This is a genomic window from Turicibacter sp., assembly GCF_017941855.1.
GTDB lineage: Bacteria > Bacillota_I > Bacilli_A > MOL361 > Turicibacteraceae > Turicibacter > Turicibacter sanguinis.
Genome location: NZ_JAGAVR010000055.1, coordinates 14,034 through 37,248, shown reverse-complemented (window position 1 = coordinate 37,248; position 23,215 = coordinate 14,034). Strand labels below are relative to the sequence as shown.

24 protein-coding genes and 2 other annotated features are annotated in these 23,215 nt (G+C 34.3%); of the genes, 23 read left to right on the top strand and 1 reads right to left on the bottom strand.

Features of this window, described 5'->3' with window-relative positions; translation table 11 throughout:
* Positions 1–12 precede the first annotated feature (12 nt).
* The 10 genes from rpmI (at position 13) to radC (ending at position 12,418) form a co-directional block, all read left to right on the top strand.
* Positions 13–210 (top strand): 50S ribosomal protein L35, encoded by a 198-nt coding sequence (rpmI, locus tag J6D32_RS07660; RefSeq protein ID WP_006785462.1) that lies wholly within the window; start codon positions 13–15, stop codon positions 208–210.
* Between the two features lie 41 nt (positions 211–251).
* Positions 252–611 carry a 50S ribosomal protein L20 gene (gene rplT / locus J6D32_RS07655; RefSeq protein ID WP_006785463.1) on the top strand — a complete coding sequence of 120 codons (360 nt, stop codon included), beginning with the start codon at positions 252–254 and terminating at the stop codon, positions 609–611.
* Positions 612–753: 142 nt separating this feature from the next.
* Complete coding sequence (locus J6D32_RS07650) at positions 754–1,839, top strand: M42 family metallopeptidase (protein ID WP_006785464.1); 1,086 nt, start codon at positions 754–756, stop codon at positions 1,837–1,839.
* Positions 1,840–2,293: 454 nt separating this feature from the next.
* Positions 2,294–4,267 carry a hypothetical protein gene (locus J6D32_RS07645; protein WP_006785465.1) on the top strand — a complete coding sequence of 658 codons (1,974 nt, stop codon included), beginning with the start codon at positions 2,294–2,296 and terminating at the stop codon, positions 4,265–4,267.
* The gene (locus tag J6D32_RS07640) at positions 4,245–5,228 is read left to right on the top strand and encodes a hypothetical protein (protein WP_006785466.1); all 984 of its coding nucleotides are present in this window, start codon (positions 4,245–4,247) and stop codon (positions 5,226–5,228) included. The genes J6D32_RS07645 and J6D32_RS07640 overlap by 23 nt, the downstream gene beginning before the upstream one ends.
* Positions 5,229–5,719: 491 nt before the next feature.
* Positions 5,720–5,940, top strand: a binding site (T-box leader).
* Between the two features lie 270 nt (positions 5,941–6,210).
* Positions 6,211–8,847 carry a valine--tRNA ligase gene (locus J6D32_RS07635; protein WP_006785467.1) on the top strand — a complete coding sequence of 879 codons (2,637 nt, stop codon included), beginning with the start codon at positions 6,211–6,213 and terminating at the stop codon, positions 8,845–8,847.
* A gap of 270 nt (positions 8,848–9,117) precedes the next feature.
* Complete coding sequence (locus J6D32_RS07630; protein ID WP_006785468.1) at positions 9,118–9,630, top strand: PASTA domain-containing protein; 513 nt, start codon at positions 9,118–9,120, stop codon at positions 9,628–9,630.
* 35 nt (positions 9,631–9,665) lie between these two features.
* Positions 9,666–10,946 carry a bifunctional folylpolyglutamate synthase/dihydrofolate synthase gene (locus J6D32_RS07625; protein WP_287467501.1) on the top strand — a complete coding sequence of 427 codons (1,281 nt, stop codon included), beginning with the start codon at positions 9,666–9,668 and terminating at the stop codon, positions 10,944–10,946.
* Positions 10,947–11,046: 100 nt separating this feature from the next.
* On the top strand, positions 11,047–11,712 hold the full coding sequence (locus J6D32_RS07620; protein WP_229059721.1) for a sporulation protein: 666 nt from the start codon (positions 11,047–11,049) through the stop codon (positions 11,710–11,712).
* Between the two features lie 34 nt (positions 11,713–11,746).
* Complete coding sequence (radC, locus tag J6D32_RS07615) at positions 11,747–12,418, top strand: RadC family protein (protein ID WP_006785471.1); 672 nt, start codon at positions 11,747–11,749, stop codon at positions 12,416–12,418.
* A 31-nt stretch (positions 12,419–12,449) separates the two neighbouring features.
* Here the strand turns inward: radC and J6D32_RS07610 are convergent, their stop codons facing one another.
* Positions 12,450–12,788: a DUF1622 domain-containing protein gene (locus J6D32_RS07610; RefSeq protein WP_006785472.1), complete on the bottom strand. Its 339-nt coding sequence runs from the start codon at positions 12,786–12,788 to the stop codon at positions 12,450–12,452.
* Between the two features lie 308 nt (positions 12,789–13,096).
* On the opposite strand from J6D32_RS07610, the gene J6D32_RS07605 reads away from it, so the two are divergent.
* From J6D32_RS07605 to J6D32_RS07545, 13 genes are all read left to right on the top strand, one after another.
* The gene (locus J6D32_RS07605) at positions 13,097–13,255 is read left to right on the top strand and encodes a hypothetical protein (protein ID WP_006785473.1); all 159 of its coding nucleotides are present in this window, start codon (positions 13,097–13,099) and stop codon (positions 13,253–13,255) included.
* 95 nt (positions 13,256–13,350) lie between these two features.
* Positions 13,351–13,953 (top strand): GNAT family N-acetyltransferase, encoded by a 603-nt coding sequence (locus J6D32_RS07600; RefSeq protein ID WP_009606904.1) that lies wholly within the window; start codon positions 13,351–13,353, stop codon positions 13,951–13,953.
* 293 nt (positions 13,954–14,246) lie between these two features.
* Positions 14,247–15,098, top strand: a complete 852-nt coding sequence (gene mreC / locus J6D32_RS07595; RefSeq protein WP_006785475.1) for a rod shape-determining protein MreC — start codon at positions 14,247–14,249, stop codon at positions 15,096–15,098.
* Complete coding sequence (gene mreD, locus J6D32_RS07590; protein ID WP_006785476.1) at positions 15,091–15,606, top strand: rod shape-determining protein MreD; 516 nt, start codon at positions 15,091–15,093, stop codon at positions 15,604–15,606. Before mreC ends, mreD begins: the two co-directional genes overlap by 8 nt.
* Positions 15,607–15,807: 201 nt before the next feature.
* Positions 15,808–16,599 carry a M23 family metallopeptidase gene (locus tag J6D32_RS07585; protein WP_006785477.1) on the top strand — a complete coding sequence of 264 codons (792 nt, stop codon included), beginning with the start codon at positions 15,808–15,810 and terminating at the stop codon, positions 16,597–16,599.
* A 20-nt stretch (positions 16,600–16,619) separates the two neighbouring features.
* Positions 16,620–17,438 carry a site-2 protease family protein gene (locus tag J6D32_RS07580; RefSeq protein WP_006785478.1) on the top strand — a complete coding sequence of 273 codons (819 nt, stop codon included), beginning with the start codon at positions 16,620–16,622 and terminating at the stop codon, positions 17,436–17,438.
* A 46-nt stretch (positions 17,439–17,484) separates the two neighbouring features.
* The gene (locus J6D32_RS07575) at positions 17,485–17,856 is read left to right on the top strand and encodes a response regulator (protein ID WP_006785479.1); all 372 of its coding nucleotides are present in this window, start codon (positions 17,485–17,487) and stop codon (positions 17,854–17,856) included.
* Positions 17,857–18,044: 188 nt separating this feature from the next.
* Positions 18,045–18,120: a sequence feature (ribosomal protein L21 leader region), on the top strand.
* Between the two features lie 18 nt (positions 18,121–18,138).
* The gene (rplU, locus tag J6D32_RS07570; RefSeq protein ID WP_006785480.1) at positions 18,139–18,447 is read left to right on the top strand and encodes a 50S ribosomal protein L21; all 309 of its coding nucleotides are present in this window, start codon (positions 18,139–18,141) and stop codon (positions 18,445–18,447) included.
* Positions 18,448–18,458: 11 nt separating this feature from the next.
* Positions 18,459–18,770: a ribosomal-processing cysteine protease Prp gene (locus tag J6D32_RS07565; protein WP_006785481.1), complete on the top strand. Its 312-nt coding sequence runs from the start codon at positions 18,459–18,461 to the stop codon at positions 18,768–18,770.
* An 11-nt stretch (positions 18,771–18,781) separates the two neighbouring features.
* Positions 18,782–19,066: a 50S ribosomal protein L27 gene (rpmA, locus tag J6D32_RS07560; RefSeq protein ID WP_006785482.1), complete on the top strand. Its 285-nt coding sequence runs from the start codon at positions 18,782–18,784 to the stop codon at positions 19,064–19,066.
* A 148-nt stretch (positions 19,067–19,214) separates the two neighbouring features.
* The gene (gene obgE, locus J6D32_RS07555) at positions 19,215–20,498 is read left to right on the top strand and encodes a GTPase ObgE (protein ID WP_006785483.1); all 1,284 of its coding nucleotides are present in this window, start codon (positions 19,215–19,217) and stop codon (positions 20,496–20,498) included.
* 538 nt (positions 20,499–21,036) lie between these two features.
* Complete coding sequence (locus J6D32_RS07550; RefSeq protein WP_006785484.1) at positions 21,037–21,972, top strand: LysM peptidoglycan-binding domain-containing protein; 936 nt, start codon at positions 21,037–21,039, stop codon at positions 21,970–21,972.
* A gap of 269 nt (positions 21,973–22,241) precedes the next feature.
* Positions 22,242–23,171: a dihydrodipicolinate synthase family protein gene (locus J6D32_RS07545; protein ID WP_006785485.1), complete on the top strand. Its 930-nt coding sequence runs from the start codon at positions 22,242–22,244 to the stop codon at positions 23,169–23,171.
* The last annotated feature ends 44 nt before the right edge of the window (positions 23,172–23,215 follow it).

Here is a 23,215-nt window from a genome sequence, read left to right as displayed (position 1 = left end):
AGGAACTCTACCATGCCAAAAATGAAATCTCATCGTGGAGCTGCTAAACGCTTTAAACGTACAGGATCAGGAAAATTAAAACGTTCTCACGCTTATACAAGCCACTTAGCTCACAATAAAACAACTAAACAAAAGAAACACTTAGCTAAAGCTGCTGTTGTTTCAAATAGCGATTACAAACGTATCAAAGATATGTTATATAGCTTATAATCATTTAAATATTTTTTGTACTACAAAAGGAGGAACTCAATATGCCACGTGTAAAAGGTGGAGTTGTATCACGTAAACGTCGTAAACGCGTTTTAAAATTAGCAAAAGGTTACTTTGGATCAAAACACACATTATATAAAACTGCAAATGAACAAGTAATGAAATCATTACAATATTCATACCGTGACCGTCGTCAGAAAAAACGTGATTTCCGTAAATTATGGATCACTCGTATCAACGCTGCTGCTCGTATGAATGGATTATCATACAGCAAATTAATGCACGGATTAAAATTAGCTGGAATCGAAGTTAACCGTAAAATGTTAGCTGATTTAGCTGTAGCTGATGCTGCTGCATTCACAGCTTTAGCAGAAACTGCAAAAGCTGCAATGAATAAATAATTTTTTATAAACTTCAAACACTACCTTAAGGTAGTGTTTTTTTGATATTTTTAAAGAAAATATTTTTAAAATTATTTTCATCAATGAGATAAAATGATATGATACTACTTATAGAAAATTATGGATAATAGGAGGAAACATAATGACTAAGTTAGATCAAACTCTAACGTTCTTAAAAGAAATTACAGATGCAAATGCTGTACCGGGTCAAGAACGTCAAGCACGTGAAGTGATGAAAAAATATATTGGTGACTCAGCAGATAAAATTTATCAAGATAATATCGGATCATTAATTGCTGAAAAAGTAGGGGAAAAAGATGGACCGAAAATCTTGATTGCAGGTCATATGGATGAAGTTGGATTTATGGTTCAACGTATTGATGATAATGGATTTATTAAATTCGTGACACTAGGTGGATGGTGGGGACAAGTGATGCTTGCACAACAAGTCACTATCACAACAAATAGTGGGAAAACGTATCATGGGGTTATTGGGTCAACACCACCTCATATTTTGACACCTGAGGCACGTCAAAAACCGGTTGATATTAAAGAAATGTATATTGACCTAGGTGTTGAGAGTAAAGAAGAGGTAGAAAAGCTTGGTATTCGACCAGGTGATATGATTACTCCTTATATTGAGTTCCGTACGATGGCGAATGATAAATACTTATTAGCTAAGGCATGGGATAATCGTATCGGTTGTGCCGTAGCTGTTGAAGTGTTAAATAATTTAAAAGGTGAATCTCATCCAAACATCGTCTACGGTGTGGGAACAGTTCAAGAAGAAGTTGGATGCCGTGGAGCAGTGACAACAAGCCAAATGATTAACCCATCCATCGTTTTCGCTTTAGATGTAGGACTAGCTGGAGATGTGCCAGGGGTTACGAATCAAATCCAAGCAAAAATGGGGAAAGGGCCAATCATTACTTTAATTGATGGTGGATTAGTTGGTCATAAAGGATTACGTGATTTTGTTGTGAGCGTAGCGGATGAATTAAATATTCCATATCAGTTTGATATTACGCCAGGAGGAGCAACTGATGCAGCCAAAATGCATTTAGCACATGATGGGGCCCCTGCGATGTCAGTTGGAATTGCATCACGTTATATTCACTCACATACTTCAATGATTCATCGTGATGATTATGAAAATACAGTTAAATTAATGACAGAAGTTGTTCGTCGTTTAGATCAGGAAACTGTCAACAAAATTACATTTGAATAAAAAAAAGACTATCTCTAAAGTGAGATAGTCTTTTTTAATGAAGTTTTAACATAAAAAAAGAGTCTATTTAAAAAAAGTTTAAACAGACTCTTTTCTAAGAAAGTTTGAGGTCCATTCTACCTCAAAAAAAGGGTAATTATAAAACATTGGAATGGAAAGAGAATAATATACTGATACGGCATGATGGGGTAAACCGTATCAATTAGGGTAGTGTTATGCTATCCAATTTCTTGGATGAAGTAATTATATCATAATTTATGGTAAAAAAAATAGTCGAAATAACAAAAAAATGTAGAAAAATGGTAAAGAACATTTCGGTTTAAAATGTTTGTTAAGCGATAAAAGATTCTATGTTTAAAAAAATGATGAAGTCTTAGTCATCCTCGCAAGTTTTTACATATTTTAAAGACTTAGGAATATAATGAAATGACAAAGAAAAATAGGAGGGTAAAAAATGAGTTATTCATTTAATTGGGATTGTACACTACCAATCAAAAACATAGAAGATATTGTATCGATTAATATTGTACCTGAGACAAACGTTTATGATGAAGGGGATTATTTATCACTTCGCGGGCAAGTGTGTATTGATGGAGAATATGTTTCATCGACTAAAGAGCAATTTTTATTTAATGAGTGTATTCCTTTAGATATCACGCTACCTAATAACGATCGTACGACGAATATTAAAATTGATGTAGAGAATTTTGATTATACGATTGAAGATGGAAATAGGTTATGTTTAAATATTAGATTATGCATTGCAGGATATAATTTAGATAGTACACCAACATTAATTGAACCTGATGAAGAGGATGAAGGGCAGGAACAACCGCCTGTTATTTTTACTAAGGAAGCTATTTTTTCTCCTAAATCAGTTGCGTCGAATGATGATGAGGATCTTGACTATTTAGATTTTGATGACGTTGCGATGCCATCTCACCAGGAAGCGGTGGAATTAGTTGATGAGGAACCAGTTAAAAAAGATGCTGCACTTCCTAAACCATTTTTATCAGAGGTGGCTCGAAAAGAAATAGCAGTTAACCAAGTTCAAAATGATGGAGAGGAAGAAGGAGAAACAGAAATCTTTACTGAATCAAATGATGAATTTGTTCCTGTGGTTGGGGGGGATGTTGAGGCAGTTGCACCGATTGAGGAAGTAGGAGAAGAGCCAGATTTAGTAATTGAAGGTGAGGTAGTGGAGGAGCTAGAACCAGTGATTGAAGCCGAGGTAGTAGAAGAGCTAGAACCAGCGATTGGAGTAGAGGTGGTGGAAGACCGAGATCCAGTGATTGAAGTAGAGGTAGTAGAAGAGTTAGAGCCAGTGGTTGAGGCAGAAGTAGTAGAAGAGTTAGAGCCAGTGGTTGAAGCAGAAGTAGTAGAAGAGTTAGAGCCAGTGGTTGAAGCCGAGGTAGTAGAAGAGTTAGAGCCAGTGATTGAAGCAGAAGTAGTAGAAGAGCTAGAGCCAGTGGTTGAACAATTATCTGATTCAGGTGCATTTGTTGAGCAGGCATCTCGAAAAGAAACATTAACAGATAAAATTAAGCAAATTTTAAATAAAGAACCGGTTGTTGTAGAAAAAAAATCAGAACCTGTTCCAACTACTCCTGCTACTGAGGTGGTTGAAGAAGTCGTACCGGTTAAAGAGGAAGTCGTTAAAGAAGTTGAGGAAATTCAAGTACCCGTTGAACAAAAAGTTGTTGAGCAAGTGGCTACGATTGAGCAAACGATTCAACAACCAATCTCACAATCAACAGGATGGGAAGAAGTTATTTCAGAACAAACGATGCCGACTAAATATCATCCAGTGATGCCAATTCCAGTGGTGCAAGAAGAAGTGACAGAACCAAAAGAAATGATAGAAGAGGAAGAAATTTTACCGTATCCATTAAAACAAAATATTAAAGAAGTAACTTTTGAAGAGCCTGTTGTGAAAGAAAAGTCTAACTTGTTTGATATGTTATATGGATTAGATCAAGAGGAGGAAGTGGCGACGGTGGAAAGTCAAGAAACTGTATCTGAAACGCCAGTTTCGACATCAATTCAAACTGTCTCACAACCTGTTATTCAAAAAGTTCAAGTAACACAACAAATGACACAACCAGTTCAAGTAACACAACAAATAACACAACCGGTTCAAGTGGAACAATCATTAGTTGCTGTACAACCTGTTGAAGAAGAGGTAAAGGAAAGTAAGGTAGCCGTCAATATGTCATCATCAAGTGATGATTCGATTGCAAGTCAATTCTCAGATGGGGAAAGTATTATTAAAATCGTGTTTGTTCAAGAGGAAGAAACAACCATTGATGATATTTGTACAAAATATAATGTAACCCAAGATCATATTTATAATTGTGCAAATGTTCAGTCTCCTCTTTGTCCAGGCGATCATGTGATGATAAATTATGGACAATTTAGAAGAAATTAAAATTTTAATTGAAACAAATTATAATCTGAGTGTTGAAAAGGTTTCAAACATTACCTCTAAATCTTTGAAAGTTTCGACAGCACAACACGAATATGTTTTAAAGCTAGCAGAGGGTAATGATGAATTTATTATGAAGCAATTATTTGCTTATAAGTCATTACCTAAAAATATTTTACCCATTTATAGAACGAGAGATCGACAACATTTAGTTCCTTGTCGAGGTCAATTTTTTTATCTGACAGATTATGTTCAAATTATTGCTGTTCCACTTGAAAAGCAGTTATACTATTATGTTGAATTGTTAAATGACTTGCATGAGAAAACGCGTTTAATGACGGATATAAGCGATGAAGAAATTTCTAAAATTTATAATAAAGAGTATAAACGACTTGAGACGAGTTATTCGAAGTTACAAAAAATTATGGAGGCGTGCGAACTTAAGAAGGATCGCTCGCCTTATGAGTGGTATTTTATGATGGTTTATCCGATGATTTATCGGATGTTACAGCAGGCTCATGAGGAGTTGAAAAAGTTTTACGATTTATTAAAAAGGGATCATAAGATGCCGATTAGTTTAATTCACGGTGATGTGAATGTGGCTAATGTTTTAATAAGCGAAAAGGATACATATCTGATTAATTTTGAAAAAAGCCTGTTTTCTTTATCTTCATTGGATATGTATTATTTGGTTGAGGTTTATTATCAGGTTCCTGGAATGAAATCAATTATTTTAGATTATGTTAAAAATGAAAAAGCCGCAATTTTGCGGCACTATTTTTTCTTTAAATCATTATTAGTTGACTTATCAGAGCTCGGTGAGTCTTTACAAGACCACTCGTTGATTAATATTGCAGTATTAAATGAAACATTAGCTCCTCATTTATTAGCTTTTCAAGTTTATAATGAGTTTAACACACCCACCACAACAACGCCAACAAGCCCCCAAGGATCATCAACATGACAAAGTCAAACTGTGAAAAAGAAAAAATGATGAGGAATAATTGATAAAAAAATAAAAGACAAATAATTGATTTTAAAGAGCTTAGATAAGCTCGCCATCCACCTCTTCTTGGATTATTTTTTGGATACATCATATCCACCCCCTTAATATAGTTTATGCATGAGATAAGGGATATAATATATAAGCCCTGATTAATTTTCTACAGAAAGAAAATTTTATCTCATTATCTAGTAATGAAGGGCGGCTTTTCGAGGGGAGAGAATGTGTATTCAGACTTGATAATCGAGCATTTGAATAACCAAGACTGACTTTCACGATCTAGGTTATTAATCATTATATATAAAACATCTAGCAAATTTTTAAGTTAGATGTTTTTTTGTTCCATTCACTTAATATCTTTTATAAGGTATTAGAATTAATTTGAAATTCTTATTCAGCTATTGAATAAATTTGTTTGATGTTGTAGAATACTAACATATATAGCATGATAGGTAATAACCGTGACCAGGAGGAGTAAAAGTATTTTTACATTTTAGAGAGGAGTTCATGTGCTGAAAGAACTCTATGTGAAGACTTTGAAGGTAGCCTGCGAGTTGAGTTTCTGAATAGAGAAGTTAGTAAGAAATTCCGTTTGCTGCGTTAAAGCATAAGTGGTAAGTATAAACTTACAATTAAGGTGGTACCGCGGAATTTTAAGCATTTCGTCCTTTTATAGGACGGAGTGCTTTTTTTGTTAGTCGAGCTTGTCGGTTTACTGATACGGACTTAGTTTAACTATGTTAGATGTTCTTCTTAAATGAATTAAGAGCTAGAACGTCTATACGCCTGTGGTGGATATCACTAATTCGATGTCGTCTATCAATTGTTTGGTCTTGAGATGAAAGAATAAAATTTCAAGATGTACATGCACACTTTTGCTAGCTTATTTTCTGATGATTAAACGGGACCTTATCGTGAATTTGAATTGAAGGAGGGCATTAAAATGACTAAGAACTTAGCACCTAAGTATAATCATTTAGATGTTGAACAAGGTAAATATGCGTTCTGGTATGAACAAGATTGTTTTAAAGCAGAACCACAATCAAATAAACCAAAATATACAATCGTTATTCCGCCACCAAACGTGACAGGAAAATTACACTTAGGACATGCTTGGGATACATCGTTACAAGATATCATTATTCGTATGAAACGTATGCAAGGTTATGATGCTTTATGGTTACCAGGAATGGATCATGCTGGAATTGCAACTCAAGCAAAAGTTGATGCACGTTTAAAAGAACAAGGATTATCTCGTTACGATATTGGACGTGAAGCATTTTTAGAAAAAGCGTGGGAATGGAAAGAAGAATATGCAGGCTTTATCCGTCAGCAATGGGAAAAAATGGGGTTATCATTAGATTATTCTCGTGAACGTTTCACATTAGATGAAGGATTATCAAAAGCAGTTCGCCGTGTATTCGTTCAATTATACGAAAAAGGATTAATTTATCGCGGTGAACGCATTATTAACTGGGATCCAGCAGCTCGTACAGCTTTATCTGATATCGAGGTTATTCATAAAGAAATCGAAGGAGCTTTCTATCATTTCAAATACATGATTGAAGGAACAGATGAATTCTTAGAAGTTGCAACAACTCGTCCTGAAACAATGTTTGGAGACGTTGCCGTTGCGGTTCACCCTGAAGACGAACGTTATAAACATTTACTTGGTAAAAATGTTCTGATTCCAGGAAATGCTAAACCAATCCCAGTCATTGCTGATGAATATGTTGAAATGGATTTTGGAACAGGGGCTGTTAAAATTACGCCAGCTCATGACCCTAACGATTTTGAAGTTGGAAATCGTCATAACTTAGCTCGTCCAATCTGTATGAACTTAGATGGTTCAATGAATGAATTAGCAGGTAAATATAATGGAATGGATCGTGCAGATGCACGTAAACAATTAGTGGCTGATTTAGAAGCAGCGGGATTAGTTGTTAAAATTGAAAAACATGTTCATGCAGTTGGGCACTCTGAGCGTACAGATGCAGTCGTTGAACCTTATTTATCAACACAATGGTTCGTTAAAATGGAAGAATTAGCTGCTCGTTCAGTTACAAATCAAGGAACTGATAATAAAGTAAACTTCGTTCCAGAGCGTTTTGAAAATACATTCTTACGTTGGATGGAAAACATTCATGATTGGTGTATTTCACGCCAATTATGGTGGGGACATCAAATTCCAGCTTGGTATCATAAAGAAACTGGAGAAATGTATGTCGGAGAAGAGGCTCCAGCAGATATTGAAAACTGGAACCAAGATGAAGACGTATTAGATACATGGTTCTCGTCTGCTTTATGGCCATTTACAACTTTAGGTTGGCCAGATGTTGAATGTGAGGACTTTAAAGCTTACTTCCCAACAGATACATTAGTAACAGGATATGATATTATCTTCTTCTGGGTATCTCGTATGATTTTCCAAAGTTTAGAGTTTACAGATGAGCGTCCATTTAAAAATGTCTTAATCCATGGATTAGTACGTGATGCTGAAGGACGTAAGATGAGTAAATCATTAGGTAATGGGGTTGACCCAATGGATGTTATTGAGAAATACGGGGCAGATAGCTTACGTTACTTCTTAACAACAAATTCAGCACCAGGTCAAGATTTACGTTATATTGAAGAAAAAGTAGAGTCTACATGGAATTTCATTAATAAAATTTGGAATGCTTCTCGTTTCGTCATCATGAATTTGGAAGGGATGACAGTAGAAGATGTATGTTTACAGGCTGCTACATTAAACGTTGCAGATAAATGGATTTTAGGTCGTTTAAATGAAACAATTGAAGCAATCAACTATAATGCAGATAAATTTGAATTTGGTGAGGTAGGACGTCACTTATACAACTTTATCTGGGAAGATTTCTGTAACTGGTATATTGAAATGGCTAAGTTACCATTACAAGGTGAAGACGAAGAAGCAAAACGTTCAACTCGTATGGTTTTAACTTATGTATTAGAATCTATCGTGAAATTATTACATCCATTTATGCCATTCGTAACAGAAGAAATTTATCAAATGATTACACGTGAAAATACGGCATGTGCAGTAGCAGCATGGCCAGTTGTTAAACCAGAATTCAATGATGCGAAAACAATGGCTGATTTCACATTATTAATGGATATTATCCGTTCAGTTCGTAACATCCGTGCTGAAGTAGATGCGCCAATGAGCAAAAAAATCCGTATTTTTATCAACGCTAAATCAGAAGAGGCATTAGTCAACTTAACAGCAAACCAAGCTTACTTAGCTCGTTTCTGTAATCCAAGTGAATTAGTGATTGAAAAAGATTTAACAGTATCAGAAGAAACAATGACAGCTGTTGTAACAGGAGCTGATATCTTCTTACCAACTGAAGGATTAATTGATGTAAGTGCAGAAATTAATCGTTTAACAGCCGAACTTAAAAAATTAGAAGGTGAAGTTAAACGTGGAGAATCTAAGCTTGCAAATGAAAAATTCGTTTCAAAAGCACCTGCTCACTTAGTTGAAGAAGAACGTAATAAATTAGCTGATTACAAAGAAAAATTTGAAACGGTTAAAGAACGTTTAGCACAACTTCAAAAATAATTATTTTTAAACTGCCTTAGTTTTAGGGCAGTTTTTTTTATCGACTAAGATGATGAATTTTGTAAGTAATTATATTTTTTAGTAAATGTGACAAAAAATACAAGTTATGAGGGACGGTTTTTTCTTTCAAAAACGAATATTAGTTGGTAGAATTATGATAGTATTACAAAAAATATGATATCAAATGATGCTTAAATCAAAAGAGAGTTATAAATTTAGATAAAATGGGAAAAATAATCTATTATTGGATGGGGAAAGGGTGGTATCAACATGAATGAGTCAAAGAAAAGAAAAAAATATCGTTTAAATGCTAAGTTTTATTGTTGGATTTTTCTTTTTGGGATTATTGGCACATTAATTTTTAATGTTAAATATTCAATTCAATCAAATACACTTCCTAATTTTCATGGGTGGTCAGCCGAAGAAGTGATGGCATATGACAAAGAACACGAAAATATAACAGTGATTTATGAATTAGTTTATTCCTATGATATTTTACAAAATAGGGTCATGGAACAATCCATTAAACCAAGAACTGTCATTGGAAAAGATCCATTGGTCTTAACGGTAACCGTTTCTAAAGGGGCCCCTGTAATGGATGATTTTACGGGGAAAAGCGTGTCAAAGTTAATGGAGTTTGCAAATGAACACGATTTAATTGTAGTGTCGACTGAAGGATCAGATGAAGTGGAAAAAAGAAGTGGTAATCAGGTTATTTCTCAGTCTGTTTTAATGGGAGAGACACTTAAGAAAGGTGAAAAAATCCAAGTGACGCTAAATTAAAACAGCTGATTTTGATGTAATTAGGTGGTGTTGAAATGTTTAGAAATGGAAATGATGTCATTGAATGGGTAAATCAACAATTACGATTTGGAATAAAACCAGGACTTGAACGAATGGAAGCTGCTTTAGCACGTCTTGGGAATCCCCATTTAAAAATAAGAACTATTCATATTGCAGGAACGAATGGAAAAGGATCAACAGTTACGTATCTTCGTTCGGTATTACAGGATGCAGGGTATCTTGTAGGAACCTTTACGTCTCCCTATATTGAATCATTTAATGAACGTATTACATTAAATGGTGTTCCGATTAGTGATGATGATTTAGCGTGGTGTGCGAATGTCGTGAAACCGATCGTTGAAGAAATTAATAAAACTGATATTGGACCTTTTACAGAATTTGAATTAATCACACTTATTTCATTTGTTTATTTTAAAAATCAGCCCGTTGATGTCGTGATTTATGAAGTGGGATTAGGAGGTCGTTTGGATGCAACAAATATGATCCAACCACTGGCATGTGGGATTACGAATATCGGCCATGATCATGAAGCGATTTTAGGTGATACTTTACAAAAAATTGCAGTTGAAAAACTGGGGATTGTAAAACATGGTGTTCCTTTGTTTACAACAGAGGATGATGACGATGTGTTAGAAATTTTTAAAGTTACCTGTGAAGGGAAAAATAGCCCATATTTAAATGCCTTAAGTACTTATGCTCCAACAAATATTAAGAATCGACATGAAGGGATTCAATTTGATTGGGTTGATTTACCGAATGTTAAGTTAAATATGAAAGGACTTCATCAGGTTAAAAATGCGACTTTAGCCTATTCTATCTTAAAGTATTTAAAAGAAAAAAGGATTTTTAGCATTTCTGAAGTAAATATATATAGGGGAATGAAAGAAGCTTTTTGGAAAGGTCGCTTTGAATTGATTCATGATGAGCCAGCCATTATTTTAGATGGTGCTCATAATCCTGAGGGAATGAAGAACCTATGTGAAACAGTACAAGAGCTTTATCCAACCAAACGCCATGTATTTATGGTGAGTGTTTTAAAGGATAAAGAGTATAGCGAGATGTTTAAGTATTTAAAAGTAGTAGCGGATGAGGTTCATTTTACAACCTTTGATTATCCACGGGCACAATCGGGAAAAAATCAGTTTGAGAGTTATAGCGGTCTGAATGCAGATTATGACGAAGATTATGAACAATTACTTGAGAAGTTATTAGATCACTTAACGGATGAGAAGTGCCTAATTATTACGGGATCTTTATATTTCATTTCAGAAGTTCGAAAATATTTAATGAAATGAGATTTCAACAATTTTCTTAAGATGATTTTGATATCATGAGACTCATAAACTAATTAGTAAAACTAATCATGGGATGATTTGTACGATTGGATGGGGGATTATGGTTAAAAAAAATAAAATGGATCCTAAGATGATTCGAGCTTTTTTGTTGTTGACGTTGATATTTACTGTTTTAGGGTTTTCGTTTGGTAAAATATTAGATGGGATTTTATTGCCAAATTCAAGTGAGGATCAACCAACTGTCTCAGTTGAGACACCTGAAGAGACTAAAGCAACGGGCGAATCAGATGAAACAACTGAAGAAAAGACCTCGATAGAGGTGGCAGTAAATGATGAAAATGCCATTTATATTATGCAGTTAGGTGTTTTTGAAACCTATGATAATCTTCTAACGTTAGCTGGAGATTTACAAAAACTAGGGTATAACTATGGTGTTACTAGAACGGATGGAAAGTATTCTGTATTTTCCCATATCTCAGGAACGAAAGAATCATTAGAAAGTGTTGAACAAGCTTTAAAAAGCCAAAATTTAACGTATTTCATTAAACGATTAGAAATTGAAAGTGGAGATTTACGTTGGGATTATTTTTTACAAGCTGTCAAACAAAATCCATTTGAAATGACAAGTGAGTTTATACAGACGTTTACAGATGATGAGATGCACATCTTTGGTTATTATATGACCTTATCAAATGCTTCCTTTGAGACGCTTGCCAATGAGCGTCAAAAAATGTTACTTGAAATCTATCAATGGTTAACTCAATAAGATTGGAAGTGATTGATTTTAAATGGAGTCCTTTATGATTCGTGATTTACCGTTTGATGAGCGGCCACGAGAACGTTTATTAACTGAGGGGGCAGAGTTTTTATCAAATGCTGAACTTTTAGCCATTTTATTAAGAACGGGGACAAAGAATCAATCAGCTCTTCAAATGGCACAGCTTATTTTAAAGCAAACACAAGGATTGAAGTTTTTAAATGAGATGACCATTGAAGAGCTTATGAATGTAAAGGGAGTAGGCAAAAGCAAAGCGATTCAATTGCTTGCAAGTATTGAACTTGGGAAACGTATTTCTAAAGCGAAATATCAAAAAGTTGATGCTATTTTATCACCTAGTGATTGTGTCGATTATTTAGCAGTTGAAATGAAACATTTGACACAAGAACATTTTGTTGTTTTATTCTTAGATACTAAAAATTATATCATCTCGAAAAAAACAATTTTTATTGGATCATTAAATAAAGCGATTGTTCATCCAAGAGAAGTCTTTAAAGAAGCCATTAAACGTTCTGCGGCTTCGGTGATTTGTGCACATAATCATCCGAGTGGTGATCCTACACCGTCTGAACAAGATATTGGCTTGACTCATCGTTTGTATGAGGCAGGCGAATTAATTGGTATTAAAGTGCTGGATCATTTAATTATCGGTGATGATCAATTTGTAAGTCTTAAAGAAAAAGGTTATTTATAAAATTATAAAAGCTCGCTATTACAGCGAGCTTTTATTCTGTTTTAACGTTGGTTTTAGCATCTTCTTTCATTTCCCATTGGATGACAATCGTCATTAAAACTCTCAATAAAAAGATGGAACCGAGGATAATAAGTTCATTTAAACTTTGGATGAGAACAGTTTTTAATATTTCAGCTGCTAATTTAAATTCTAGCCCTGTTGCCATGGAATTAGCAAATTGATGTTTAACAGGGTAGGCATCTTTTGTGAGAAGTGCTCTAACATAATGATAAAAAGCCCTAAATGATCCAATGGTTATAATTAAGATTCCCATCATTTCTAAAATACTAATAATGATAGGTAATATAGTATCAATTATTGATTCAACCATAAAGTCCCTCTTTTTTATAAGATTATTTTTATTATTCGGAATAATGACAAAGATATACAACTTTTCAAAAAATCAGAAAAATTTGTTATTTGTTAGACGTTTCTAGATATATAGTTTAGAAAACTTTAATAAAGTGGGGGGGCTAGGAGGTATGTGTGGATTTATGGTGTAATGATTTAAAAACAGAAGAGTTTGAAGGAAGTGTTGTCTAGATTTCGTATCGAGGACCTGATTGATGTATGATTGAAAATCGTGTGGGGATGTGAGAGTTTTATTATTTATCGACTATAAGAGTTGAAGATTCAGAGATGCAACCTTTTGAGTTAAATGGCAGTTTAGTTGTTTGCAGTGTAAAAGTCTATGGGGTTGAGGTTGATTATTGGATGTTGAATCAAGCAAGGGAAGGATGTCAGGTTTTGGATCCGATTGCTCGATTTTTAAGTAATTACGGTGATAGTGGAAAATAAATGTAAGAGATAGTTGAAAGGATGTCTAAGTCAAAGGGTTAGATGTTATAATGTAACTAATAAAAATGTAATAGAATGAGATGAGGAATGTATGAATGGTCAAGCATGTAGGAACGTGTGAGTTAGAAACGAAACGGCTGATTTTAAGAAAATTCAAACGGGATGATGCAGTAATGGTTTTTAATAATTGGGCAAGTGATGAGGAAGTGACACGCTATGTGGCTTGGCCTATACATCATCATATCGGGGAAACTACTAAAGTATTGATAGGATGGGAGATGGCTTATCAACATCTAACGACTTATCAATGGGCAATAGTTTTAAAAGAAACACAGGATGTGATTGGGTCGATTTCTTTATTTAATATAGTCAACTTACATCAAAAAGAAGGGGCTGTTTGTGAGTTTGGTTATTGTTTAAGTCGAAAGTATTGGAATCAAGGAATTACGACGGAGGCTTCTTGTGCGATTTTAGCTTTTGCTTTTGAAGTAGTCGGGTTTACGAGAGTGAAGGCTCGTCACGATGTGTTAAATGTGGCATCAGGCCGCGTGATGCAAAAGCTTGGTATGACATATGATCGTTTGTTGAAAAACGCCTGTCAAAATAGTAGACGACAATGGATTGATTGTAAGGTTTATCAAATTCAGAAAGAGGAGTTTTTTAAGTCCTTTCAATCAAATATAAAAGGTGGAATGTAAGATTCCACTTTTTATGTGTTTTTGTCTGGTCATTCAGTGTTATTGAGATGATCGGATTCGAATTAAGGATGAGATGACGAAATTTGAGTTAAACTAAATAAGAATATTTCATGTCAGATAGGAAAAAAATACTGTTCTTTTTGGAATATTGTAACTCTTTTTCTTTTAGATAGTGTAAAAAGTGTGTAAACTTTCCACAGTTAAATCTATCTGTTCAAATGGGGTTGTGTATAACATATCAATTCTATATAATTAGCAGTATATATTATTGTTTAAGTTTAGGATGTGTTCGAATGAAGGGTGTTAACCATTTAAAAGTTTTTGGAATTATCGTTTTAATTTTTATGACCTTAATCACGGTGGGGTATACGATGCATAATGAAACGCTTAATCCACTTCCTGAACGTGTGATTAAAGATGGAATGTCAGTGGTTCAGACTGGGTATACAGGGATTGTGGAAGGCTTTAAGCGGTTTGTGACGAATGTGAATGATTTATTTCATACGTATGAGGAAAATAAGTTATTAAAACAGCAGCTTTATAATTATGAGTCTTTAAACGTTTATACGAATCAGTTAGAAGAGCAGTTGGCTTCTTTAGAGGAAACATTAGAGACAGGGTTGTCACTGACCAGCTATGATACGATTAATGCCACAACCGTGATGCGGAATGTTGATCAATGGCATGACTTTATGGTGATTAATAAAGGGAAAAAAGATGGAATTGAGACGGATATGGCTGTTTTATCAAAAGAGGGGTTCTTAATCGGTAAAGTGATTACAGTCAACGAAGTTTCATCAAAAGTTAAATTAATTAAAAATCAAGATTTCGGTAGTAAGGTGTCAGCTTTAATTGATGGGAAAGAAAATTCAATCGGAACGGTTGAAGGTTATGATTACATGAATGATGAGTTAGTGATGACACAGGTTTCAAAAGATGTATTGGTAGAGCCTGGGGATGTGGTCATTACAAGTGGACTTGGAGGTGTTTATCCGCGTGCTTTATTAATTGGCTATGTGGATCGTGCTGAAGTTAGTAAAGATGGCTTGACACAGACGCTTTATTTAAAAGGGGAGAAAAACTATAATAATATGGATTATGTCATTGTTGTAAAACGTGAGGCGGTGGTTCCGAATAATGGTTAGAGTCATTGTTTTATTTATTACCTGCTTTGTTATGGATAATTTGTTAGTTAGTTTTTTACCAATTCAACCGATGTTTGGTTCTTATAGTGCAATTCCTAATGTGTTTTTAATGTGTTTATGCTTCTTTACGTTTTATGATCGTGGAAATAAGGCATTAGTATTTGCGATTATTTTCGGTATTTTATATGATATTTGTTATGCGGATTTGTTTGGAATCTATACGTGTTTGTTCCCGATTATTACGTTCTTACTTCAACGCTTTGTTTCAAATAGTATGCCAGTCAATATTTTATCGATGCTTGCTTTATTCTCAATTGTCATTGTGATTGAAGAATGGGCGGTTTATTTTTTAGTTAATACGATGATGGTAACGAATGTTAGTGGTTATGCCTTCGTAAAATTAATTTTATTTCCAACCTTATTATTTAACTCACTTGTTGTTTTAGTCTTGTATCCCATTTTGAAAAGTCAGTTTGGAAGATATCAAAAACAACTTGAACATATGTAAAAGCATCTCTTAAGAGATGCTTTTTGTTTTATAAAGTAAAGATGACACATTTATAAATGCATTGAGATAATCTAAATAATTTTTATTTAAAATAAGTTTTGAATTTCTCCTCAAATGGTCTAAATGCTTAATTTCCTTCATATGATGAAAGTGAAATATCAGGCTATGAGTTGTAAATGATGTTGTTAGGGGGAATAAATCGTGGCTGATCCTAGAAAGAGAAAAAGCACATACCGGTCTAATTATCAAGGATATCGACCAACACATTCAAATTATTATGCAAAGTATCGAAATAAAAAACAGCAAGATGAGACTAGCCAGATGGTGGGGCGTTTTAGCATGCAGGCAACAGTTTGCTTATGTATTTTGATGGGGGTTTTAATTCTTCAAAAGTTACCACAAACTCCGGCTTATCAAAGTGTAAAGACGATTTTACTGAGTGAGATGCCTTTTTTGAAGTATAAAAATCAATACGAGAAGTTTTTAACTAATATGTTTCCATTTGAATTTAATTTACCAACTCAAGAGAATGACACCACAACAGTTAGTGGAATTATTGGAACAACGGAGAGTGACGTGGGAGTTGAATCTGAAGGGACAGAACAAATGATTGATGTGGCGGAGTACTTAACTAAGATTAATGAAAACATGGTGTTACGTGATTTCCATCACGGTGTCATTGTCAAAACTGAAATCGGAGAAAGTATTCCAAATTTAGTGCCTGGAATTGTGATTCATGTCGGGATTGATCCAGATATCAGTAATTATATGAGTATTGAATTAGATAATGATATGATTTTAACCGTTGGTTTTTTAGAAAAACGAAGTGTGAGTTTGTATGAACATGTTAAACAAGGAGAGTCATTAGGTGTTGGTTCAGTGATTGGAGAACCTGGAACAGAGTTAGGGGATTATGCTTATTTCTATTTGCAATTAGAAAAAGATGGGGAGTACTTAGATGTTAGTGATTTTTTAAATAGCCTAATGAACTAGATGAAATGGAGGGCTTAAGGTTGCATAAGAATAAGATTAAGTTTGAGCCATCTTATTATATCGTGACGTTACTAGCTATCTTAACTGGATATTTTAATCAATATATTGTGTTTGCAATTAGTATTTTGTTGCATGAATGTGGTCATCTCCTGATGGCCTCTTTTTTCAAATGGGAATTAGATGAGCTAAAGTTTTTTGCATTTGGTGGACAGATGCGATTTAAGGGAGAGTTGAATAAGGCGAATAAAGAAGATTTATTGATCAGTAGTGCAGGCGTCATGGTTAATCTCATGTTACTATCCATTTTTCTTTATTTTGCACAACTAGAGGTGAGTGGAATTCAATTAAAATGGATAAACTCATTTATATGGGCGCAATGTTTTATTATCGTATTTAATCTAATTCCATTACCGCCACTTGATGGAAGTCGAATACTTGGAGATATCTTGTCATGTTTTTTTCCGTATCGATACTCTTTAAGAATAATTTGTTACTTTAATATTGTGTTTATCAGTTTTATTGTATTACTTACAATTTTATACGATTTTCGACAATTCTATTTAATCCTAGGTTTTTTGTTTTATTCGACTGTAAAGTTTAATCAAAATGCTCAGTATTTATTTCAACGATTTTTACTACATAAGAAAATGTATAGAAATGTTGATTTACCAAGAAAAATCACGATTCTTTGTGATGATTCCTGGGAGGATAAAATTTATCGAGGGTATTTAAACATGTTTCAGTTTAATGAAAGGTTTCATGACGAGCTAACTTGGTTACAGTTGAAATTTAGGGAAAATAATAAGGTAATTATTGACGTTAAAATTAAAAGTGATTAAAATGATAACTGTCACTTTTTTAAGTAACTATGGAGGCGGAGTTTAAATGGAAATGATGGAACATGATTTTTCCGTTTTAGTAGTAGATGATAATGAAATTAATCTCATGCTAATGGAAGATATTTTAGAAGTAATAGATGTGAAGCATGTTAAAACGGTTGACAGTGGTGAAGGAGCCATTGATGAAATAAAACAAAATCCTAATTACGATGTCGTGGTCATGGATATTTGTATGCCAGTAATTGACGGCTATGAAGCCTCAAAAAGAATTCGTCAGCTCGGGTATTCAGGTCGCATTATTGCATTAACGGCCAATGGTTTATCAAAAGATGATCCGAAATTTTTGGAAGCTGAGATGGATGATATTTTATTAAAACCTGTTGATTTGAATTTAATTAAAAAAGTCTTATGTGCGTAAAAAAACATAAGGCTTTTTGTTTTAAAAGTGAAAAATAAACCAAAATAAAATGAATAGATTATCTCATAGATTAGTTCAGTGAATGTCAAATTGAATAGATAAACGTAAAAAAAGGTAGACATAACCACTTATAAATCGTTGACGAATAGGATTCACTTTGATATAATGAATCATGTTGTTAGCACCTTAGGGTACTACAACCGCTCGGACAAGGTTTCAAATATGAAACTTCATATGCCTTTGATGGCGAGTCTTAGTTAAATTTTAAGGAGGTGCAGGTAAATGTACGCTATTATTAAAACTGGTGGTAAACAATTAAAAGTTGAAGTAGGTCAAGCAATCTACATTGAAAAATTAAATGTTGCTGAAGGTGAAGTTGTAACTTTCGACGAGGTATTATTCGTTGGAGGAGAAAACACAAAAGTTGGTGCTCCTTTAGTAGAAGGTGCAACTGTAACTGCTAAGGTTGAGAAACATGGTAAAGGTGAAAAAATTATCGTGTTCAAATACAAACCAAAAAAAGGTTACAAAAAGAAACAAGGTCACCGTCAACCATACACTAAAGTTGTTATCGAAGCAATCAACGCTTAATTAGTTGACACATGATTACAGCCAATTTTAACTATAAAAACAATAAAGTAGAGTCATTTGAGATTAGCGGCCATGCCTTTGCAGGTGAACCAGGTGAAGACTTAGTCTGCGCTGCGGTGAGTGCTGTTTCGATTGGCTTAACCAATTCCATTATCAGCTTAGATGAATCAGAACTTACAATTAAAATGGAAGATGGTTATTTATTCGTTGAAAATATTCCATCAACTGATGCGGCTCAAACGCTGATGTTTGGAATGTTGACTTCTTTGAATACGATTGAAGAAGATCATTTTAAATATTTAACAGTAATAGAAAACAAATAGGAGGTGGAAACATGTTAAAATTAAATTTACAATTATTCGCATCTAAAAAAGGTGTTGGTTCTACAAAGAATGGTCGTGACTCTGAGTCAAAACGTTTAGGAGCTAAATTAGCTGATGGACAATTTGCTACTGCAGGATCAATCATCTACCGTCAACGTGGAACTCGTATTTATCCAGGTGTAAACGTAGGTATGGGTGTAGATCACACTTTATTCTGCAAAATCGATGGTGTTGTTAAATTCGAGCGTTTAGGACGCGACAAAAAACAAGTTTCTGTTTACCCAGCAGCTAACTAATTGATTGAATAATTCCCCTAATCATCAGATTAGGGGTTTATTTTTATGTAGATTTCTTTGTATGAGAAAGACTAAATCAATTGATAATATAAATAGATAATCAAATTGATGAAGCTTTTGCTTCGCAAAATAGAATTGAGGGATTGCCTTGTTTATAGATCAAGTCAAAATTAAAGTGACGGCAGGTGATGGAGGAAATGGTGCTGTTGCCTTCCGTCGCGAAAAATATATCGCCAATGGTGGACCTGCAGGTGGAGATGGAGGAAACGGTGGAAGTGTCGTTTTCGTCGCAGATGAAGGATTATCAACGTTACTCGATCTTCGCTATAACCGAGTTTTAGCCGCTAAGAATGGTGAAAATGGAATGGCAAAAAGTTGCCATGGTAAAAATTCAGACGATTTAATTGTTAAAGTTCCTGTTGGAACAATCGTTTATGATACGAGCACAAATTTAATTATTGCTGATTTAACTGAAAATGGACAACGTGCTGTTATTGCAAAAGGTGGACGCGGAGGACGTGGAAATATTCATTTTGCTACACCAAGAAATACAGCGCCAGAACTTGCTGAAAATGGTGAGTTAGGACAAAAACGCGAAATTCGTGTTGAATTAAAAGTTTTAGCTGATGTTGGATTAGTTGGATTCCCGAGTGTCGGAAAATCAACTTTAATTTCTGTTGTTTCAGCTTGTAAACCAAAAATCGCTGCTTATCACTTCACAACATTAGTGCCAAATTTAGGTGTTGTTGGAGTTCCGGATGGTCGTTCATTCGTTATGGCTGATTTACCGGGATTAATTGAGGGAGCGGCAAGTGGAGCTGGACTTGGTCATCAATTCTTACGACATATTGAACGTACACGTGTTATTTTACATGTTATTGATATGTCAGGAATGGAAGGCCGAGATCCTTATGAAGATTATGTAACGATTAATAACGAATTAGGACAATATCGTTATAAACTTCTTGAACGCCCACAAATTATTGTGGCGAATAAAATGGATAATCCGGATGCAGAAGAAAACTTACGTATCTTTAAAGAGAAAGTAGGAGACGATGTTACAATCGTTGAGATTTCTGCTGCAACACGTCAAGGAATTGACCAATTATTATACAAAACAGCTGATTTATTAGAAACAACTCCACAATTCCCATTATATGATGAAGAAGAAGTGGAACAATCAGTTATGTATAAGTTTGCTCCTGAAGAAGCTAAATTCCATATCACTCGTGGAGATGATGGAGTTTATGTGGTAACTGGAGCCCATATTGAAAAAATCTTCCATCAAACAGACTTTAATCGTGAAGCATCTGTTATGCGATTTGCACGTCAATTACGTCATGCTGGAGTTGATCAAGCATTACGTGATCTTGGGGTACAAGATGGAGATCTTGTTCGTATTCTTAACTTTGAATTTGAATTCAAAGACTAATCCTATTTCAAAAAACCATGTTACATGTCGTAATATGGTTTTTTTTGTTTTATGCGTTACTTTAAAGCCAACATGGTACAGCATGAATATGTCAATTCATCTCATTCTTTTATTGTTTTTAAATTAACAATAATAAATAAAATATTTACTCTAAATTCATAATCAAAATGGGACGGTATTGGTTTAAAGAGCGCCAGATTAAATAAAAAAATTTTTATTTGTAATGGATTAGCATTGACTATACGTCTAGATTTGTAATGGTGTGAAACTGTTATTAAATGACTCTAGCAACGCAGAGATTTTTCTTCTTGATAGGCCAGTCTTTCTTGCAGGATATTTTCTAGAGTAATCGAAGATAGATTTTATTTTTAAAAATAGGTCTAGCTTCTAAAAGACCTAACCCTTGAGAAGAATTACATCATTTAAAAATCTTTATCTTTAGATAATAGAATCTTTTTCTCATGAAATACGAAGTTATATTCAAGAAATGGTTAACATATATTGTAAAGAGAAAATTGTAGAGAGGAGAATCGGACTTATGAAAATCCATATCGTGCAACGAAATGACACATTTGATTCTATTGCAGAAAAATACAATGTTAGTGTCCAGGATTTGATAGGGATGAATACACATATTAATCATTTAACTCCACTCGTACCCGGATTAAAAGTTAAAGTGCCATCACCAGTCAGAAAAGATGAGCCAAATGTAGCACAAAACATTCAAAAGTATTATCCTAATTTAGATAAGGAGAGTATTAATTTACAAACTGCAACAACTACAGAGCCTGTTGTTGTCAACACAACCCCAACAAAAAAAGTAACAGTAACAGAGAGTCATATGCTTTCTGAAACACCGACAACGACGACAACGACTACGCAAACGGTAACCCAAAAACCAGTTGAAAATATGACTTCTTTAGTGACAGAGACGCCAGTCACAGTGAGTACCCATCAAGAAATGACTACTGTCCCACTTGTTCAAACCAAAACCGAAGAAGCCGTAACTATTCCACTTAAACAGGTTCAAACCAAAACCGAGGCAGTAAAAGCGCCTAATGAGGGTGTAAAAATTGCAAGTACTCAACAAACAATGGAGGAATATCTAGTTAATATGAATAAATCATATTATCAAGGTGCTCCGTCTTATACGACAACAAATTATCAAGTTCCTAATGTTCCTCAGATGACCTTCCCATATGCAGGTGTTCCATATCCACCAATGCCAAGTCCTTATTCGATTCCTTATCCACCAGTATGTGGAATGACAAGAGGACCAGAAGATGAACGCTTTTTTATGGGTGGATTTGGTTATCCATTTTACGGAGGTTTTGGATGGGGAGGCTATCCATTTTACGGAGGATATGGATGGGGGTATCCATATTATGGCGGTTATGGATGGGGCCGTCCTAATTACGGATGGGGATATGGACACAGAGCACCATCTTGTGGCTCATCTTATCCTTACTATTAAAACTAAGTTAATCCCATTTCCTAAAAAGGAGTCTATTTCAAAAGAGATAGACTCCTTTTTAATCTATATTAAAACGATATGGATAAAGTCACACTTCATATTCACTTTTTTTTGAACTCTACTTTATCCCGCCGGTAAGCGTTTACTAATAGTAGTTTTAGTGTTAAGATAACAATGAAATTGGAGGAAAACTCCATTTTAAAAGAAGTGTTTGAAAAATATTTTTATAATCGATTCAAAAGCTACTTAGGCGGAGGGGACTTAAAAAGATGAGTAAATTTAGTATTCAAGACTTTAAAGGGGTTGTACCAGCATTATTAACGGTATTTGACAAAGACGAAAATATTGATGAGATGGGAATGAGGCAGTTAGTTTCCTTTTTACTTGATAAAGGGGTAAATGGATTATATTTAACTGGTTCAACAGGTGAAGGATTTACCATGTCATCTATTGAGAGAATGCGTGTTGTTGAAATTGTCATGGATGAGGTAGCAGGGCGCGTTCCAGTCGTTGTTCATGTTGGAGCTATTGGAACTAAATTATCAATTGAATTGGCACAACATGCTGAAAGAGCTGGAGCAGATGGAATTTCAAGTGTCCCACCATTTTATTGGCGATTTAATGAGGATCAAATTGTCAAATACTATGAAGATATTGCCAATGCAACCTCTCTTCCAATGATTGTTTATAACGTACCGCTTGTTGGATTACTTGGGATGAATGCTATTAAACGATTAGCTCAAATTGAAAATGTTAAAGGAATTAAATACACAGCCTTATCTTTATATGAAATTACTCAAATAAAAGATGAAATTGGAGAAGATTTCTTGGTTTACTCCGGAGCAGATGAAATGGCCATGGCTGGACTATTAGCTGGAGCAGATGGAATTGTTGGATCATTTTACAATGTGATGCCAGAATTATTTATTAATATTTACAATGCGGTCCAGAATAAGGAATTGGACGAGGCAAAGCGTCTACAAAAAGAAGCAGTCGAAATTATTATGTATGCTTTAAGTTATCCATCGTTCTATGCTTTAATGAAAGTGATGCTTAAATGGATGGGAATTAATGCAGGGTACTGCCGTCGTCCATTTGAAAATGTAACACCTGAAAATGAAGCCATTTATAAAGAAGGATTCAAGGTATTAAAAGAAAAATACGAAATTCATGATGTTGAATTTTTAAAGCATCTTTAAGAGATAAATTGATCTGCACACAAATTTAAATAAAGATAACACCC

Excerpts from the sequence above, each read along its gene's own strand:
- rpmI (WP_006785462.1), top strand. The coding sequence starts at position 13 with ATGCCAAAAATGAAATCTCATCGTGGAGCTGCTAAACGCTTTAAACGT.
- rplT (WP_006785463.1), top strand. The coding sequence starts at position 252 with ATGCCACGTGTAAAAGGTGGAGTTGTATCACGTAAACGTCGTAAACGC.
- J6D32_RS07650 (WP_006785464.1), top strand. The coding sequence starts at position 754 with ATGACTAAGTTAGATCAAACTCTAACGTTCTTAAAAGAAATTACAGAT.
- J6D32_RS07645 (WP_006785465.1), top strand. The coding sequence starts at position 2,294 with ATGAGTTATTCATTTAATTGGGATTGTACACTACCAATCAAAAACATA.
- J6D32_RS07640 (WP_006785466.1), top strand. The coding sequence starts at position 4,245 with ATGGACAATTTAGAAGAAATTAAAATTTTAATTGAAACAAATTATAAT.
- J6D32_RS07635 (WP_006785467.1), top strand. The coding sequence starts at position 6,211 with ATGACTAAGAACTTAGCACCTAAGTATAATCATTTAGATGTTGAACAA.
- J6D32_RS07630 (WP_006785468.1), top strand. The coding sequence starts at position 9,118 with ATGAATGAGTCAAAGAAAAGAAAAAAATATCGTTTAAATGCTAAGTTT.
- J6D32_RS07625 (WP_287467501.1), top strand. The coding sequence starts at position 9,666 with ATGTTTAGAAATGGAAATGATGTCATTGAATGGGTAAATCAACAATTA.
- J6D32_RS07620 (WP_229059721.1), top strand. The coding sequence starts at position 11,047 with ATGGTTAAAAAAAATAAAATGGATCCTAAGATGATTCGAGCTTTTTTG.
- radC (WP_006785471.1), top strand. The coding sequence starts at position 11,747 with ATGATTCGTGATTTACCGTTTGATGAGCGGCCACGAGAACGTTTATTA.
- J6D32_RS07610 (WP_006785472.1), bottom strand. The coding sequence starts at position 12,788 with ATGGTTGAATCAATAATTGATACTATATTACCTATCATTATTAGTATT.
- J6D32_RS07605 (WP_006785473.1), top strand. The coding sequence starts at position 13,097 with ATGCAACCTTTTGAGTTAAATGGCAGTTTAGTTGTTTGCAGTGTAAAA.
- J6D32_RS07600 (WP_009606904.1), top strand. The coding sequence starts at position 13,351 with ATGGTCAAGCATGTAGGAACGTGTGAGTTAGAAACGAAACGGCTGATT.
- mreC (WP_006785475.1), top strand. The coding sequence starts at position 14,247 with ATGAAGGGTGTTAACCATTTAAAAGTTTTTGGAATTATCGTTTTAATT.
- mreD (WP_006785476.1), top strand. The coding sequence starts at position 15,091 with ATGGTTAGAGTCATTGTTTTATTTATTACCTGCTTTGTTATGGATAAT.
- J6D32_RS07575 (WP_006785479.1), top strand. The coding sequence starts at position 17,485 with ATGGAAATGATGGAACATGATTTTTCCGTTTTAGTAGTAGATGATAAT.
- rplU (WP_006785480.1), top strand. The coding sequence starts at position 18,139 with ATGTACGCTATTATTAAAACTGGTGGTAAACAATTAAAAGTTGAAGTA.
- J6D32_RS07565 (WP_006785481.1), top strand. The coding sequence starts at position 18,459 with ATGATTACAGCCAATTTTAACTATAAAAACAATAAAGTAGAGTCATTT.
- rpmA (WP_006785482.1), top strand. The coding sequence starts at position 18,782 with ATGTTAAAATTAAATTTACAATTATTCGCATCTAAAAAAGGTGTTGGT.
- J6D32_RS07550 (WP_006785484.1), top strand. The coding sequence starts at position 21,037 with ATGAAAATCCATATCGTGCAACGAAATGACACATTTGATTCTATTGCA.
- J6D32_RS07545 (WP_006785485.1), top strand. The coding sequence starts at position 22,242 with ATGAGTAAATTTAGTATTCAAGACTTTAAAGGGGTTGTACCAGCATTA.